We start from the raw sequence: 15,246 nt of genomic DNA on the forward strand, positions 1-15,246 counted from the left end.
TACGACACCAGTCTGCGCCGGGGGGAGGGGGCCCGCGCGCGGACCGGCCCTCCACACGGGCCCCACCCACCACGGCGCGGAGCCCGCGCCCGCCGGAGGCTAGCCGCAGCCGCCCCCCGACCCCGGCCCTGTCCCCGACCCCGGCCCCGGCCCCGGCTCCTGTCCCGGCCCCGCCCCCGCCTCCGGCTCGTTCAGTTCGAACCAGATCGCCTTGCCCTCGCCCCGCGGATCCACCCCCCACGCATCCGCCAGCATCTCCATCAGCACCAGCCCGCGCCCGCTCGACGCCATCTCGCCCGGATGCCGTTTGTGCGGCAGTTCGTCGCTGCCGTCGGAGACCTCCACGCGCAGCCGCCGCGCCTTCTCGCCGCAGGCGACCTCCGCGACCAGGAGCGCGTCGCCGTCGGTGTGGACGAGGACGTTCGTGACCATCTCGGAGACCATCAGGACCGCCGCGTCGAGCTGGTCCCCGTCCGACCAGTCGTGCAGCAGCTGCCGGACCTGCTCGCGCGCCTCGGCGATCCGTTCCGGCTCCGCCTGGGCGATCGTCATCAGGGTGCGGCGCGGGGCCTCCCGGACGGCGCCGGCGGGCCGACGGGAGAGCAGCAGCACCGCGATGTCGTCCTCGCGGCGGTCGGCGAGCGGCCCCGTCGTGTGGTGCGAGCCGGGCCCGTGGACGGCCTCCACGAGCGCGTCGGCGAGCCGTTCCAGGTCGTCGCCGTCGTGGGCCTCCAGGAGCTTCCGCACGCGCTCCCAGCCGCTGTCCAGGTCGTGCCCGCCGGTCTCCAGGAGGCCGTCGGTGCAGATCATCAGGGTCTCGCCGGGGTCGAGGGTGAGCCGGGTGGTGGGGTAGTCGGTGTCGGGGTCGATGCCGAGGGGCAGCCCGCCGGCCGTGGGCCTGAGGAGAACCGTTCCGTCGTTCGTCCGTACCGCCGGATCCGGATGCCCCGCGCGCGCGATGTCGACCGTCCCCGTCTCCAGGTCGACCTCCAGGTAGAGGCAGGTCGCGAACCGCGGACCGCCGCCGTTCCCGCCCCCGACCCCGCCCCCCTCGTCGTCACCGTCGGTGATCCCGTAGAGGAAGCGGGAGGCGCGGGAGAGGACCGCGTCCGGCCGGTGGCCCTCGGAGGCGTACGCGCGCAGGGCGATCCGCAGTTGCCCCATCAGGCCGGCGGCCCGCACGTCGTGGCCCTGCACGTCGCCGATGACGAGGGCGATCCGGCCCGGACCGCGCCCGCCGGCGCGGGTGGAGCCGCCGGGCAGCCGGATCATGTCGTACCAGTCGCCGCCGACCTGGAGCCCGCCGCCGGTCGGCACGTACCGCGCGGCGACCTGGATGCCGGGGATGCCGGGGCCGAGGACCGGCATCATCGTCCGCTGGAGTCCGAGGGACAGCTCGCGCTCGGACTCGGCCACGCCCGCGCGTGCGAGGGCCTGCGCGAGCATCCGCGCGACGGTCGTCAGCACGGAACGCTCGTCGGGCGTGAACGCCACCGGATGCTTGAAGGCCGCCATCCAGGCGCCCATCGTGCGCCCGGCGACGACGAGCGGCACGAAGGCCCACGAGCGGCGCCCGAAGCGCTGCGCGAGCGGCCAGGTCGTGGGGAAGCGCCGCAGGTACTCCTCCGGAGTCGGCAGGTAGATCGCCCGCCCGGTCCGCACGACCTCGGCCGCCGGATAGTCCGTGTCCAGCGACATCGACGAGAACGGCCCCTCGTCGCCCTCGCTGTGCCCGTGGTGGCCGATGACCGTCAGCCGGTCGCCCGCCACGCCGAAGACGGCGAGCCCGTCCGGCGAGAAGCCGGGCATCGACAGCGAGGCCGCCACCCGCAGCACCTCGGCCGTGGACCGCGCCTCGGCGAGCGCCCGCCCCGCGTCGAGGAGGAACGCCTCGCGGGAGCGGCGCCAGTCGCCGGTGACGGGGGTGCGGGCGGCGGTGCCCGGCAACTGCTCGGCGACCTCCTGGAGGGTGCCGACCAGCTGGTAGTCGTTCCCCTCGATGAGCGGCTTCGACCTGCTCCGTACGGTACGGATCACCCGCCCGTGCTCGTCCATGATCCGCAGCCGGGCCTCGGCGAGGGTGCCCTCGGCGACGGCGAGGTTGACCACCCCGTCGATCTCGTTCCAGTCGACCGGATGAAAACGGGACCGTACGGCCGCCTCGGTGAGCCGCACGGGCTCGGCGGGCAGCCCGAGCAGCCGGGCGGCCTCGGCGTCGAGCGAGACGATCCCGGACGCGTTGTTCCAGCGCCACAGGCCGGTCGCGATCGCGGCCAGGACGTCCTCGGTGCGCATTGCCCCACTTTATGAATGTCGGACAGCGGGCCGCCACCGAGGGTATTCGAGATGCGATCTTGGCCCGGCCGGTACTCTGGGTGGGTCTGCCCTCGTGTCCTGTGACATCTGTGACAGCGGTCACGGCCGGCGGCGACCCACCCCAAGATCCCGAAGACTGGATGAACGACGATGCATCGGTACAGGTCCCACACCTGCGGCGAGCTCCGCGCCTCTGACGTCGGCACCGACGTCCGGCTGAGCGGCTGGCTGCACAATCGGCGCGACCTGGGCGGCATCCTCTTCATCGATCTGCGCGACCACTACGGCATCACGCAGCTCGTCGCCCGGCCCGGCACCCCCGCCGCCGAGGTCCTCGACAAGCTCACCAAGGAGACCGTCGTCCGCGTGGACGGCAAGGTCGTCTCCCGCGGCGCGGAGAACGTCAACCCCGAGCTGCCGACCGGCGAGATCGAGATCGAGGCCGCCGAGGTCGAGGTCCTGGGCGCCGCCAAGCAGATCCCCTTCACCATCAACACCGACGACGGTGTGAACGAGGAGCGGCGCCTGGAGTACCGCTTCCTCGACCTGCGCCGCGAGCGCATGCACCGCAACATCATGCTGCGCTCCGCCGTCATCGCCGCCATCCGCTCCAAGATGACGGCCCTCGGCTTCAACGAGATGGCGACCCCGATCCTCGCCGCGACCTCCCCCGAGGGCGCCCGCGACTTCGTCGTCCCGTCCCGCCTGAACCCGGGCAAGTTCTACGCGCTGCCGCAGGCGCCGCAGCAGTTCAAGCAGCTGCTGATGATCTCCGGCTTCGACCGGTACTTCCAGATCGCGCCCTGCTTCCGCGACGAGGACGCCCGCGCCGACCGCTCGCCCGGCGAGTTCTACCAGCTCGACGTCGAGATGAGCTTCGTCGAGCAGGAGGACGTCTTCCAGCCGATCGAGAAGCTCATGACGGAGCTCTTCGAGGAGTTCGGCGGCGGCCGCCACGTCACCTCCCCGTTCCCGCGGATCCCGTTCCGCGAGTCGATGCTGAAGTACGGCAACGACAAGCCGGACCTGCGGACGTCCCTGGAGCTCGTCGACCTCACCGACGTCTTCGAGAACTCCGAGTTCAAGGCCTTCGCCGGCAAGCACGTCCGCGCCCTGGCCGTCCCGGACACCGGCGACCAGCCGCGCAAGTTCTTCGACTCCCTCGGCGACTTCGCGGTCTCCCTGGGCGCGAAGGGCCTGGCCTGGGTCCGCGTCGGCGAGGGCAACGCCCTGACCGGCCCGATCGCCAAGTTCCTCACCGAGGAGAACGTCAAGGTCCTCACCGAGCGCCTGGGCCTCCAGCCCGGCCACGCCGTCTTCTTCGGCGCCGGCGAGTTCGACGAGGTCTCCAAGATCATGGGCCCGGTCCGGGTCGAGGCCGCCAAGCGCGCCGGCCAGTTCGAGGAGAACGTCTTCCGCTTCGCGTGGATCGTCGACTTCCCGATGTACGAGCGGGACGAGGAGACCGGCAAGATCGACTTCTCGCACAACCCGTTCTCCATGCCGCAGGGCGGCCTGGAGGCCCTGGAGACCCAGGACCCGCTGGACGTCCTCGGCTGGCAGTACGACATCGTCTGCAACGGCATCGAGCTCTCCTCCGGCGCCATCCGGAACCACGAGCCCGAGATCATGTTCAAGGCCTTCGAGATCGCCGGCTACAGCCGCGAGACCGTCGAGACCGAGTTCGCGGGCATGCTCCGCGCCTTCGAGTACGGCGCCCCGCCGCACGGCGGCATCGCCCCGGGCGTCGACCGCATCGTGATGCTCCTCGCCGACGAGCCCAACATCCGCGAGATCATCGCCTTCCCGCTCAACGGCAACGGCCAGGACCTCCTGATGGGCGCCCCGACCGAGCTGGACGAGTCCCGCCTGCGCGAGCTGAACATCCAGCTCCGCAAGCCGGTCGAGAAGAAGACCGCCACGGAGGACCGCCCGATCACGGAGTCGGTCCACCCGGACGCGGCGCGGTAAGCCTCCCGCTCATAGAGGAAGGGCCCGGAATCCTGACGGATTCCGGGCCCTTTCCGTCATGAGGGCGCCGACAGCGCGTCTCGTCGTCAGACCGCGCCGAGCCAGCGGGACTCAGTGGCGCTGAAGTCCGCCGAGAGAAGGGTGGTTCTCAGGGGCGGGCAAGGTCGTCTCCCGCTCCACGGTTCGATGGCATGCCGCAGCACGATCGCCGCACTGTACTCACGGCTCGTCTACCGTGGCAGCCGGGTGACCGTCAGCTGTTCCTCGTGGTCCAGCACCAGCACGGTCGTGTGATCGCCCGCAGTGGAGATCACCACGAGATCGTCCATCGAGGGGTACCAGAGGTCGTCGATGGCCGTGATCAGTTCTTCCGAGGTGAGTCCGGCCGCCACCCGGTCGGCGGGCCAGACCGCGATCAGCGTGGACGGGAGGTCCCCGAGGGCCTCCGCCAGACATACCTGTAGAGCGGACTCCGTCATCTCGGAGACATCGGTGGCCGCCTCCGCCGAACGCCTCACCCGGGGCAGCTCCGCCCAGGAACCTCCCATGACCCGCAACGCTTCTTCCAGGAGCTCCGGGTCGTGCTCAGCCCCCATGGCCGCGAGTGTCGATGTCAGTTTCGGTGGCATGAGTACGCTCCGTCAGTTTCCTTCGAGGATGTTCCCATTGCGGTCCTGCCAGGGAGCCCAACCGATGTACCGAGAGCCAGGGGTGCTCGGATCCGTGGGGAACCAGTCGTGACCGTACACCCCGCCCTTGCCCTTCTTGCCGGTGGACCAGTCCCAGAAGTTCACGTGACCGTCCGCTCCGTCGATTCGCCAGCCGCGTGTGCGGTCGGCGGTCTGTTCGCCGATCAGAGTGCCTGTGCCCTCGTTTCGGCTGATGCTCCGGTCGTACATCTGGATCGAGTCGGGGCCCAGGTCCCCGCCAGCGTGTTCTCGGGCAGCGGCTATCGCCTCGTCGTAACTGGACCACGAGTAGTCGTAGCGACCGATCGAGGGTTTCGTGTACCCCCTGGGATCTCCGGGAACATTGCCGCCCGTAGGCTCGATCCCTTCTTCGTCCGGGCAGGGCGAGAGTCCCAGCGGATCCGACCACGTGTGGGGATTGTGGACGTAGGCCGACGCATTGGGAGAGGGGTGGAGGCCCAAGGGGTCCGGAGAGAGGTAGCGGGCGCTCGCCGGGTCGTAGTAGCGGAAGTGGTTGTAGTGGAGGCCCGATTCGGGGTCGAAGTACTGGCCCGGGAAACGGAGCGGGGTGTAGGCGGTGGCCGACTTGTTCCAGGTGGTTGTTCCCCAGAGGGTCGTGCGGGTGCGCCAGGCCAGTTCGCCCGACTCGTCGACGAGTTCCGTCGGGGTGCCGATCAAGTCGGTGACGATGGCGAAGAAGCGTTCGTCGAGGGAGTCCGGGCCTGTGCGGCGCTCCGTCTGGGCCAGGGGCCGCAGGCCCGCGTGGTCCCAGGTGAGGGTGATGTCCTCGGCCGTCTGCTCGCAGAGGGTCGTGCCGTCCCACGTGAAGTGGACCGTCTCGGAAGGGGACTGCTTCGCTATGCGGCGGCCCAGCGGGTCGTACGCGTACCGCCACACCGTGCCGTCCGGTGTCGTCACCGCGGTGAGGCGGTCCTCCGCGTCCCACGCATAGCGCCAGGTGTCGGGCTTCCGGGAGAGGCGCGTCTTCTGGCGCAGGACGACCCGGCCCTGGGCGTCGTGTTCGTAGCGGACCGACCCCGCGGACGTGATGCGCGTGCCCGCGTACGTGCGTGTGCCCGTCGCGGCGTGGGCCGGGTGCGTCGATGGCCAGGACGCCTCCGTCTGGTTTCCGGCGTCGTCGTAGGTGTACCGCTCGGTCCAGTCCCGCGCGTGGACGGCCGTGACACGGCCTGCCGGGTCCAGGTCGAAGCGGCGGGCACCGGAGAGCGCGTCGGCGATGCCGACGAGTCCCCCGTCCGCGCGGTAGGCGTACGCGCGGTGCTGGAGACGGCGACCTGAATCGCCGGTGACCTCCTGATCGGTGAGACGTCCCATCGCGTCGAACGAGGAGCTCAGGACGGCGAAATCGGAGATGTGACGGGTGGTTTCACGGCCGAGGGCGTCGTGGGTGAAGAACAGCATCCGGCCCGAGGAGGTCAGCTCCGTACGACGGCCCGCCGCGTCGTACGACCAGGTGCTCGTCGAACCGCCCGGCGTCGTACGTCCCGTCCGCCGGCCGGCGGCGTCGTGCGTGAACGAGAGGGTGCGGCCGTTCACGGTCTCCGAGAGGAGGCGGCCGTAGCGGTCCCGAAGGCGTGTCAGCGTCGCGTCCGGCCCGGTCGCTGCCGCGAGTTGGTCGAAGAGGTCGTACTCATAGGTGCTGACCGCTCCTTCGACCTCCTTGCGGACGATCCGCCCGAGCACGTCACGGTCGAACCGGATCGCCTGCCCGAGACCGTTCGCCCGGGACGTCAGTCGGCCCGCCGCGTCGTAGTCGTAACTCAGCGTCCGGCCGTCGAAGTCCGTCTCCGCGAGCAGCCGACCCGCCGGGTCGTACGTGTAATCCCACGTCAGGCCCTGCGGCGCCGTCACCCGGGTCAACCGCAGGCTCGTGTCGTGGGCGAACTCGTACCGCACCCCGTCCGGGTCCGTGCGGGAGGTCAGCAGGTCGAAGTCGGTGTACGTGAAGCGGGTCGTGCCGCCCAGCGCGTCCGTGTGGCTGAGGCAGTTGCCCTCGCCGTCGTACGTCCAGGACTCCGACGTCCCATCGGGTGCGACGCGCCGGGACGGCCGGCCCTCGACCGTCCACTCCAGTCGCGTGACCGCGTCGAGGGGGTCGGTGACCGTGACCGTACGGCCGAAGGCGTCGTGCTCGTAGCGGGTCGTCGCGCCCAGGGGGTCGGTGATCTCGACGGGCAGCCCCCGGTCGTCCAGGACCAGCCGGGTCGTGGCGCCGAGCGGGTCCGTCACCGACGTCAGCCGGCCCGAATCGTCGTACGTGAACTCCGTCCGGGCGCCCGAAGGGACCGTCACCGACGTGCGGTTGCCGCGTTCGTCGAAGGTCTGGTGGGTGACGTTGCCGTCGGTGCCGGTGATGCGCACCGGGAATCCGCGCTCGTCGTACTCGACTCGTGCCCGGCGCCCGTCCGGGCGCTCCGTCGTGGTCGGCCGGCCGTCTTCGTCGTAGGTGGTGCGGGTGACATGGCCCAGCGGGTCCGTCCGGGACAGCAGCCGGTTGTGGCGGTCGTACGCGAAGCGGGTGACCGCCCCCAACGCGTCGATCTCGGCGACGACCCGGTGGCGGTCGTCGATCAGGTAGCGCTCGGTGTGCCCCAGGCCGTCGGTGAGGGTGGTGACGCGGAGCCCGGTCTCGGGATCGACGCCGTCCCAGGTGAAGGTGGCTTCGAGGTGTCCGTTCGCCCCCGACTGATAGGTGCAGCGGTCCTGGTCGTCGTAGACGTAGTCGTAGCGGCTTCCGTTGGTGTCGGTCCAGGAGGTGATGCGGCCGCGCTCGTCACAGCCGAAGCGCAGGGGGCGGCCCGAGGAGTTCACGACCTCGGTGAGGTGGCCGCCGGTGTAGCCGTAACGCAGGATCTCCTGGTCCGACCCGTCCGGCGCCGCTCCCGCGAGGCGGAGGGCGGTCACGCGGTCTTCGCTCGTGGTGAGCTTCAGGTGGTAGCCGCCGTGGTGGACGACCGAGGTCGGGGCCCCCTCCTCGTCGTACTCGAAGGTGATCCGGTTGCCGTTGCGGTCGTCGACCTGGGAGAGAAGGGCGACATCGTCCGCGTGCGGCGTGAAGTGCAGGACGCGGCCCGTGGCCGGGTCCGTGACCGTGTACGTGTCTCCGTCGCGGTCCAGCGTCCAGCGGCGGCTGCCGTGCGTGGGCAGCACGGGGACGCCCGGGGCGGGGTGCGGGTACGCGAGCAGACTCGTGTCCTCGCAGAGGAGGACGACGCCCTCGGCGTCGATCTCGAGGCGCTGGTCCAACGTGCTCGCCCAGGACGGACCGAACCAGCGGCCGGCCCGGTAGGACGACTCGAAGGTGCGGGTCAGGACCAGGGGCAGGGCGGCGGGCAGGGTGATGTCGGTCTGCGGCAGCACCATGCGGCCCGTGGCCATGTCGACGGGGTCGTTGGCGCACTTCTTCTCCCCGTGGGAGCGGCTCGTCTCCTCCGGAGCCTTCGTATGACCGGCGCGCCCCTTGCCCACCTTCTTGGCGTCGTCGGCGGCGCCCGCCACGCGCTCCAGGGCCTTCGCGCCGCCCAGGCCCTTCGTGCCGAAGAGCTCCGGCAGCATCCGCCCCCCGAACTCGCTCGGGTCGCTCTTCGCCGCCTCCCAGGCGCCCTGGAGGGCGCGGTCGGGGTGGGCGGCCGTCGAGGCGAGACCGGCCAGCGTCATGTTGACGCTCTGGTAGTACTCGGCGGGGTGCGTGAGGTTGTACGGGTCCTGGGGATTGACCGAGCGGACGAAGGTGACCAGGCCGGCGAGGCCCTTCACCGCGCCCCCGGCCATGTGCATCTGCTCGGCGCCCATGCCCAGGACGTAGTCCGTCGCGTCGAGCTTGAGCCGCTCGCCGAGCGAGGGTTCGGCCGGTGCGTGGGCGAGGGCGGCCGCGATCGCCTTCCGTGCCGTCTCGGCGGCCTCGTCCCGCTGGCGGCGGGCGTCGGCGAGGAGTTCCTCGGCGCGGGCCCGCCGGGCGTCGCCGGGATCCGTGCCGGGCGCGGGGCAGGGCCGCGGGTCGGGGCCGGTGAGGGACGCCTCGTAGGCGGCGAACTCCTTCTCGTAGGCGGCCTTCGCCGTCCTGGAGGAGGCGTCGCCCTCCTTGTACAGGGCGATCGCCTCGCGGGCCTTGCCCTGCGCCCAGGTGACCGTGGTGCCGTACGCCTCCAGGGCTCCCGCGGCGGCCCCGAAGGCGTCCGCCGCGTGCAGCCACGTCGTCGGCAGGGCCTGGAACTTCTCCTGGAAGGCCTTCGCGGCCTCGCCCTTCCACCGGCCGCCGTCCTCCACGGCCTTCAGCCCCCGTGCGACGCCGCCGAAGGCCGACGCGAAGTCGCGGAGGTTCTTCACCGTGGCGGTGATCTCGCCCGGGTCGCCGTGGACGAGTTCGTCCGGGTCCTCGGTCTGCCCGAGCCGTGCCTCGTCGACCTCCGCGCCGAGCGACGAGGCGGTCCGGTCGCCCCAGTCCTCGACCTTGTCCGCGACGCCCTCCGCGCCCGCGTACTCCAGGCCGCCGCCGATGACGTCCGTGGTGACGTCGACGCCCTTGCCGATCAGCCGCTTGCCGCCGTCGACGAGATCCCCCCAGTCCGGCATGGCTCAGCGATCCCCCCAGTTCGGTTCCTGTGCTTGTCTGACCGCCTCCTGGGACGGATCGAGCCGTTCGCGCATCTCCCGGTCGAGGGCCTCACGCTGCTCGGGGCTCAGGGCGCCCGAGTTCCGCATCGAGTCGAGGAGACCGTCCTGGACGTCGTAACCGGTGTCCCTCCAGGTCTGCTCGACCTGGTCCTGTGCCCGGAGGAACGACTCCGGACTCCAGTCGGCCCCGTCGTACGGGCTCTGCGAGCTGATCTCGTCCCAGCTCTTCTTCTTCACCTCGTCCTCGGACAGGTGGGGGTTGCCGTTGACGGAGTTCGTCGCGATCTTGAAGGTGTCCTTGATGTACCGCTCCTGGTCGCCGAACGCGCCCGCCGACGCCCCCAGCGCCGCCGTGAACAGGTTCGCCTTCTGCATGAGGTCCCGCACGCCCCAGCCCCAGCGGTCGCAGAAGGTCTCGAACTGCGCGGCGAGATCCTGGTTGCCCAACTGCATGCCCGAGAGCGCGAGTTCGGAGAAGCCTCGCCCGGTGACGGCCTGCTGGCCGACCGTGAGGTCCTTCAGTTCGCCGTGCGCCTTGTCGATGCCCCGGACTATCTGCTGGAGCGCCGCCTCCGACACCGCCAGGTCCGGATCGTTCCCCGTCACCGTTCACCCCCGAGATCGATGGCCACCGGCGCCGGGACGACCCCCGCGACCGGCGGAAACAACATGCCGTCCGTGCTGCCCGCGTCCAGCGCGACCCCGCCGGGGCCGGGCAGCGCCGGCACCATCACGTCGAGCAGCCGCGCGCCGAGGATCGTCCGGTACGTCCACTCCCGCTCGGCGTCACCCCGCGCGACGGCGAACCGGGCCAGCGCCTCCTCGTCGGAGAACGCGCAGATCCACCGGACGCCGTTGAAGTCGGCGGTCCACAGGCTTCCGTGCTCGTCGAACGGCACCAGGACGGCGGTACGCCGGAATTCACCGAGCAACCGAGCAAACTCCCTGCGGGCCACGGCAGCTTCGTCGACGGTTGCCGCCTCGGGCGCTGTCCGCGCGGGAGCGTACGCCTCCGCTGCCTCTGCCAACTCCGCCAGTCTGGAGAACTGTTGGGTCTCCAGCGCTTCGTCGCCCCCGGTCTCGTCCACTCACGCATGCTGGCATGCGGTCATTCACACCAGCAACGAACATAAGTCCGATCTGGCCGCGCCTGCCGGCGGACGACAGCCCGGTCCCGTGCGAACTCCGCTGGTGAGTGGGGACTTGGGCCATGAAGTCGGTAGAACACACCCTCGCGGCATCGCGCGTGGTTCGGGGCGTCTTTGTCAGGTCGCCGGGGGGATTCCCTGAGGGTCAGTGGTTCCCCGCTCGGCAGGCGTCGCAGTCGCCCGGTTCCGGGGCTCTGTAGGCGCGGTCACAGGTGTCGCAGTTCTGGAGGGGGTGCCGGACGCCCGGGGCCGCTGTGCGGAACGACGGCAGAGGTGGGAGATGCGCGTTCAGGCGGTGCGCCAGGAGAGCGGCCGGGCGACGGAGCTGTTCCTGGGGCAGGGCGAAGGTCAGGATCCGGCGTACGGATTCCGGGGTGACCTGGCGTTCCAGCCAGGTGGCGACGCCCGGGGCGAGGTGGTCCACGTCGGTGGCGGAGAGGTACAGGCGCGGGTCGTCACGGCGCAGGTCGATGAGCGTCGCGCGTGCCGTCACCAGGAGGTCCGGGGCCGGGTAGGCGGGCTGCGGGACGGCGGGGAGCGCCTTGCGCTGGGGGTCCGGGCGGCGGGCGGGCAGCTCGGGCTTCGCCGGCGGTTCTTCGACGGTCTTCCGGCCCGGCATGTTGTGCGAGACCGTGCGAGTGACCATCCGCCCGTCCGCCAGGCGCTCTCGCGTCCGGCTCAGATAGCCGTGCGCCTCCAGCTCGTTCAGCGCGTCGCTGATCCGCTTCCTCCCCTCCGGGAACTTCCCTTCGAGGGTCTTGATGCTGACGCAGGACCCGGTGGGCAGCGACTGGATGTGCGCGGCGAGGCCGATGGCGGTCAACGACAGCTCGGAGTGCTGGGCGAGGTGGTTGCCGATCACCGTGAAGCGTCGGGTGTGGCGGCCGTTGTCGTGCATGACGCCTCCGGGGCGGGCGCATGTACGCGCCTTGGGGTGGGTTTTCGCGCCGTTACGAGACGGGGCGGAGGTGCGCGCGCTAGGGTTCCGAGTACCCATCGGGAAGTGGCCTTCCTTGATGGTCAGGCCCTCGCCCTGGGATTGCCGTCCCGGCGAGGGCCGACGCATGTCTGTTGGCATATGCCGGTCGAGCCGAGCGTAAAGCAGGCAACCCCTCCCGAATCCAGCCCAGTTGGCGTTGTTCACTCGCATGAGTGAGCTTTCGATGCGGGAGGGAAAGGGTGGGGTTTGGTGGGGGTTCTTTCTCTCGGGTCGTTGCTTTGGAAGACGTCCCGCCCAGCCGAACGCCGCATTCCCGGAGTTCGGCAGAGTGGGCCGTTTCCGCAGGTCAGGGTTGCGGTAGATCGATTTCTGCCCATACGGTCTTCCTGGGTGAGGGGCCGGTCTCCACACCCCATCGGTCCGCCAATGCCTCGATGAGCAGCAGCCCGCGCCCGGAGTCCCCGTCAGGGGCTGGGTGTTGGACGCGGGGCAGGTCCTCGCCCCGGGTGTCCGTCACCTCGATCCGAAGTCCCTCCCCCTGCGCCAGGAGCCCGAGCCGGAAGCTCCGGCCGGCGACCCGGCCGTGCGTCGCCGCGTTCGCCGCGAGCTCCGCGACGACGTGGGCGGCGGTCTCGGCCACGCGGTACGGGACCTCGTGATCCCGCATCCACTCGACGGCGAGCAGCCGGGCGAGCCGGGCCCCGCGTGGCGTGGATGACAGGAGCACGCTGAAGTGGCGCGCAGGAAAAAGGAGTTGGGTGGTGTTCTGCTGATTCACATCACCGAGCGTGGCCGCCCCTGGCTACCGTGAACAGTGACGACTCCGATGCGTAGGGTCACTGTCCGGGGCTTGTCCACTGCTGTCCGGCCTGTCCGGACCTCTGTGGAGGGTAGGGGTGTCGCGCCATGAAGCGGGGCCAGGGAAGGGTGCGGTATGTCGGTGGACGACGGCGTGCGGAAGCTCAAGAGCGAGGCGGACGAGCCGGGGTGGGAGGTCGACCCGGACGACGACTGGGGACTGGCCGTCATCGCCACCGTGGGACGGCAGTTGAGGCTGCGGAGGGAAGCGGTGGGGATGCGGGCCGCCGACTTCGGGATCGCCGTCGGTTACGGCGAGGACCTCGTCTACAAGATCGAGGGCGGGAAGCGGATTCCCCGGCCCGAGTACCTGGACAAGGCCGACGAGGTCCTGGACGCGAGCGGGCTGATCGCGGCGATGAAGGACGACGTCGCGAAGGTGCGGTACCCGAAGAAGGTCCGTGACCTCGCGAACCTGGAGGCGAGGGCGGTGGAGCTCCAGCTCTACGACCCGCTCAACATCCACGGCCTCCTGCAGACCCCGGAGTACGCGCGCGGACTGCTCCTCATGCGGCGCCCGGCGTACACGCAGGACGACGTGGAGCGGATGGTGGCCGGCCGTGTGGCCCGGCAGACCGTCTTCGAGAAGGACCCGGTGCCCGAGCTCAGCTTCGTCCTGGAGGAGTGGACGCTCCGACGCCCGCTGGGCGGACGGGCGCTGCTGCGCAACCAGCTGGAGCACCTGCTGGAGGTCGGACGACTGCGGAACGTCGAGCTTCAGGTCATGCCGATGAGTCGGGAGGAGCACGCCGGGATCGATGGCGGGATCGAGGTGCTGAAGTTCGGGGACGGATCGGCGGTCGGCCGGTCTCCTGTGGTGGCCAACGGCCGGCCGGTGACCGAGCGGAAACAGCTCCATATCCTTGAGTTGCGGTATGGCATCATCCGGGCTCAGGCTCTCACTCCCCGTGAGTCGACGGCCCTCATCGAGCAACTGCTGGGAGAGACATGATCCGCAACACCTCGGCCGGGGACGCCTCCGAACTGGCGTGGTTCAAGAGCAGTTACAGCAGTGGCAGCGAGGGCGACTCCTGCATCGAGGTCGCCACCGCCCCCGGCGCCGTCCACGTCCGGGACTCCAAGAACCTCGGCGGCCCGCAGCTCGCGCTCACGCCCGCCGCGTGGTCCGGGTTCGTGGCGTACGCCCTCGGCGGCTGACGCACACGGGAACCCGCAGCCCCGTAGCCGCGGGTCGAGGGCGTCGAGATTCGGTCCGCGCCCACCGCCCGGCAGCCCGCCGCGCACCTGCGCGCCGCCGTGGCGCCCAGACGCCCGCCCACCGGCACCGGGACGACGGGCCGACGGTCAGGTTCCACGGTGCTCTTCATCGAACCGGTGCACGATGATCCACTTGTCGTACTCCTCGTCGGACACGGCGCACATGATCCGCCCGTCCACCGAAACGGCCAGGAACTCCGTGAGGCCGGCGCCTGCCAGGAGGCGGGAGGGCAGGTCGACCCCGACGAGGTCCTTGACGCGGATCCAGCCGATCTCGAAAAGGCCCCGGCCCGGCCACGGCATGCAGAACTCCCCCGCCTCCGTCATGAGTCGAACGGAGGCAGTCAGGGAATTCCACTGGCGGTCCAGTTCTGTTGCGACACCGGGTCGCGCGAGGCTGACCGTAGCGGTCGGTTTCACCTCGTACCCCGCCCAGGCGATGTGGGCCCGGCGGACTTCGGGCAAGAGGGGTGATCTGTCGAGGTCCAGGACCTGCAGGCCGCACGCTTCGAGCTTCCGGTGCCAGTCGGGCACCGGGTGGGACACGAGGACGTCCCCTTCCCGCAGCCGGTCGAGCGACCCGCCCGAGAGGAGAACGGCGGCGCTGTGCGGAGGGTCGATGGATTCCGGAGACCGCCCGTACTTGTCGATGTCCTCCAAGGTGAGCGCCGCGCCTTCGGGCTCCGCCGTGCCCTGATCCCGCTCCGGAACGAAGACCTGCCCGACCCGGGCGACGCCGGCGATGCATCGGACCGTGCAGATTCCTCCGTCGGAGTCGTCGCCCCCCACCACCGAGTGGACCTGGAGCCTGCTGAAAAGGTCGAGGGTCTCGGACACGGGCACGTCGTCCTCCCGTCTGGGCGTCCCGGCTGTGGTCGTCACCAGACTGGCGTCAGGCCGCGAGGGCTCGCAAAGCCTTTCCCCGTGGTGCGTCACGTCCCGGCCCCGTGGGCCGCCGGAAAGAAATTTCTCCGTGGCTGTCACACACCTCGTCCCGCCTCCGTCAGTGCAGTGTCCGGCTCGGTCGAGGCGGATACGGAAGGCAGCTGAAGGAGCCCGAGATGTTCGCCGAGATGTCCACCACCGCCGTCGTCGTCACCGCCGTCGCCGCCTTCATGGCCGGGTTCTCCGGAGTGTCGATCTTCGTCAGGGCCAAGTTCGTCGTCGAGCCGCTGGCCGAGTACGGGGTGCCGCGGGCGATGTGGAACTGGCTCGGGGCCGCCAAGGTCGCCGGGGCCGTCGGGCTCGTCGTCGGGTTCTACGTCCCCGTCATCGGCACCCTCGCCGCCATCGGGCTCATCCTGTACTTCACCGGAGCGGTGATCACCGTCCTGCGGGCCCGCGCCTACGGCCACGCCCCCTTCCCGCTCGTCTACATGGCGCCCGCCGTCGCCGCCCTGGCTCTGACCTGGTGACCCCCCGTACGGCATCGAAAAGGCCGCCGCCCCGGATCCACACCGGGACGGCGGCC

General features: G+C 70.6%; 12 protein-coding genes. 4 read left to right on the forward strand and 8 right to left on the reverse strand.

The window, feature by feature from the left end:
- Window positions 1-99 precede the first annotated feature (99 nt).
- A complete protein-coding gene (locus ACIGW4_RS04770; protein WP_399578479.1) occupies window positions 100-2,295 on the reverse strand; it encodes a SpoIIE family protein phosphatase in 2,196 nt (731 codons plus the stop codon).
- Between the two features lie 171 nt (window positions 2,296-2,466).
- Here ACIGW4_RS04770 and aspS point away from each other — a divergent pair, with 171 nt between their 5' ends.
- Window positions 2,467-4,287 (forward strand): aspartate--tRNA ligase, encoded by a 1,821-nt coding sequence (gene aspS / locus ACIGW4_RS04775; protein WP_123453418.1) that lies wholly within the window; start codon window positions 2,467-2,469, stop codon window positions 4,285-4,287.
- Between the two features lie 230 nt (window positions 4,288-4,517).
- On the opposite strand, the gene ACIGW4_RS04780 is transcribed toward aspS, so the two are convergent.
- From ACIGW4_RS04780 to ACIGW4_RS04805, 6 genes are all read right to left on the reverse strand, one after another.
- Window positions 4,518-4,883, reverse strand: a complete 366-nt coding sequence (locus ACIGW4_RS04780) for a hypothetical protein (protein ID WP_123453416.1) — start codon at window positions 4,881-4,883, stop codon at window positions 4,518-4,520.
- 45 nt (window positions 4,884-4,928) lie between these two features.
- The gene (locus ACIGW4_RS04785) at window positions 4,929-9,569 is read right to left on the reverse strand and encodes a putative T7SS-secreted protein (protein WP_399578481.1); all 4,641 of its coding nucleotides are present in this window, start codon (window positions 9,567-9,569) and stop codon (window positions 4,929-4,931) included.
- Between the two features lie 3 nt (window positions 9,570-9,572).
- Entirely contained in the window at window positions 9,573-10,217 is a 645-nt protein-coding gene (locus ACIGW4_RS04790) for a hypothetical protein (protein ID WP_399578482.1), read from the reverse strand.
- Entirely contained in the window at window positions 10,214-10,699 is a 486-nt protein-coding gene (locus tag ACIGW4_RS04795) for an SseB family protein (RefSeq protein WP_399578484.1), read from the reverse strand. The genes ACIGW4_RS04790 and ACIGW4_RS04795 overlap by 4 nt, the downstream gene beginning before the upstream one ends.
- A gap of 205 nt (window positions 10,700-10,904) precedes the next feature.
- The gene (locus ACIGW4_RS04800) at window positions 10,905-11,756 is read right to left on the reverse strand and encodes a helix-turn-helix domain-containing protein (RefSeq protein WP_398708080.1); all 852 of its coding nucleotides are present in this window, start codon (window positions 11,754-11,756) and stop codon (window positions 10,905-10,907) included.
- A gap of 289 nt (window positions 11,757-12,045) precedes the next feature.
- Window positions 12,046-12,477, reverse strand: a complete 432-nt coding sequence (locus ACIGW4_RS04805) for an ATP-binding protein (RefSeq protein WP_399578486.1) — start codon at window positions 12,475-12,477, stop codon at window positions 12,046-12,048.
- Between the two features lie 156 nt (window positions 12,478-12,633).
- Here ACIGW4_RS04805 and ACIGW4_RS04810 point away from each other — a divergent pair, with 156 nt between their 5' ends.
- Window positions 12,634-13,509, forward strand: a complete 876-nt coding sequence (locus ACIGW4_RS04810; protein WP_399578489.1) for a helix-turn-helix domain-containing protein — start codon at window positions 12,634-12,636, stop codon at window positions 13,507-13,509.
- Complete coding sequence (locus tag ACIGW4_RS04815; RefSeq protein WP_399578491.1) at window positions 13,506-13,715, forward strand: DUF397 domain-containing protein; 210 nt, start codon at window positions 13,506-13,508, stop codon at window positions 13,713-13,715. Before ACIGW4_RS04810 ends, ACIGW4_RS04815 begins: the two co-directional genes overlap by 4 nt.
- 147 nt (window positions 13,716-13,862) lie before the next feature.
- Here ACIGW4_RS04815 and ACIGW4_RS04820 read toward each other — a convergent pair whose 3' ends face one another.
- Complete coding sequence (locus ACIGW4_RS04820; RefSeq protein ID WP_399578493.1) at window positions 13,863-14,711, reverse strand: hypothetical protein; 849 nt, start codon at window positions 14,709-14,711, stop codon at window positions 13,863-13,865.
- Window positions 14,712-14,836: 125 nt separating this feature from the next.
- On the opposite strand from ACIGW4_RS04820, the gene ACIGW4_RS04825 reads away from it, so the two are divergent.
- Complete coding sequence (locus ACIGW4_RS04825) at window positions 14,837-15,190, forward strand: DoxX family protein (RefSeq protein ID WP_399578496.1); 354 nt, start codon at window positions 14,837-14,839, stop codon at window positions 15,188-15,190.
- Window positions 15,191-15,246: the final 56 nt, after the last annotated feature.

It is taken from the genome of Streptomyces sp. NPDC053513 (assembly GCF_044544765.1).
Classification (GTDB): domain Bacteria; phylum Actinomycetota; class Actinomycetes; order Streptomycetales; family Streptomycetaceae; genus Streptomyces; species Streptomyces litmocidini.

Excerpts from the sequence above, each read along its gene's own strand:
- ACIGW4_RS04825 (WP_399578496.1), top strand. The coding sequence starts at position 14,837 with ATGTTCGCCGAGATGTCCACCACCGCCGTCGTCGTCACCGCCGTCGCC.
- ACIGW4_RS04815 (WP_399578491.1), top strand. The coding sequence starts at position 13,506 with ATGATCCGCAACACCTCGGCCGGGGACGCCTCCGAACTGGCGTGGTTC.
- ACIGW4_RS04785 (WP_399578481.1), bottom strand. The coding sequence starts at position 9,569 with ATGCCGGACTGGGGGGATCTCGTCGACGGCGGCAAGCGGCTGATCGGC.
- ACIGW4_RS04770 (WP_399578479.1), bottom strand. The coding sequence starts at position 2,295 with ATGCGCACCGAGGACGTCCTGGCCGCGATCGCGACCGGCCTGTGGCGC.
- ACIGW4_RS04780 (WP_123453416.1), bottom strand. The coding sequence starts at position 4,883 with ATGGGGGCTGAGCACGACCCGGAGCTCCTGGAAGAAGCGTTGCGGGTC.
- aspS (WP_123453418.1), top strand. The coding sequence starts at position 2,467 with ATGCATCGGTACAGGTCCCACACCTGCGGCGAGCTCCGCGCCTCTGAC.
- ACIGW4_RS04810 (WP_399578489.1), top strand. The coding sequence starts at position 12,634 with ATGTCGGTGGACGACGGCGTGCGGAAGCTCAAGAGCGAGGCGGACGAG.
- ACIGW4_RS04800 (WP_398708080.1), bottom strand. The coding sequence starts at position 11,756 with ATGGGTACTCGGAACCCTAGCGCGCGCACCTCCGCCCCGTCTCGTAAC.